The following is a 615-nucleotide window of genomic DNA, read 5'->3' on the forward strand; positions in this document are numbered from 1 at the left end:
ATCAATTTCTCAAGGATATTGGTTCAACCCACATCCAGTTTACGCCTCTGGTCGAACGCGAAGCGAGGGAAGTCAAAGGTGATCAATTACGTTTGGTTCTACCGAATGAAACATTGGCGGATGTCACCGAGTGGTCTGTACCTGCGCGTCAATATGGTGAGTTTTTAAATGCTATTTTTGACCAATGGGTACGAAAAGATATCGGCCGAATTTATATCAACATGTTCGATAGTACATTGAGTAGCTGGTTTGGTGAGAACCCTAATATTTGTCACTTCGCGCAGCGCTGTGGTCACGCCTTTGCTCTGGAAGCAAATGGGGATTTATACAACTGTGATCACTATGTTTTCCTGAACATTTATTGGGCAATATTCACGAAAAATCTATCGAAGAATGTAATACAAGCTCTCAGGCTATTCAGTTCGGAAAAGACAAACAAGAAACGCTAAACGCAGACTGCAAACGCTGTAAATACAAGTTCGCCTGCAATGGCGGATGTCCAAAGCAACGCTTTGCTGTTAGCCCAAATGGCTTACCTAACCACAACTACTTCTGTCAGGGTTATAAGCTGTTTTTTGAGCATACCGCTACCTATATGCAGGAAATGTGCAGCTT

At 42.9% G+C, this 615-nt stretch carries 1 protein-coding gene and 1 pseudogene; both read left to right on the forward strand.

The annotated features are described in order from the left end of the window. Positions 1–449, forward strand: a pseudogene (locus KIV40_RS28015) (anaerobic sulfatase maturase); the annotation flags it as partial. Continuing rightward, positions 362–615: SPASM domain-containing protein (locus KIV40_RS28020; RefSeq protein WP_285352472.1), on the forward strand; the 254-nt coding region annotated here is incomplete at its 3' end. The pseudogene KIV40_RS28015 and the gene KIV40_RS28020, both read left to right, overlap by 88 nt.

The sequence above is a fragment of the Vibrio sp. D173a genome (assembly GCF_030248475.1).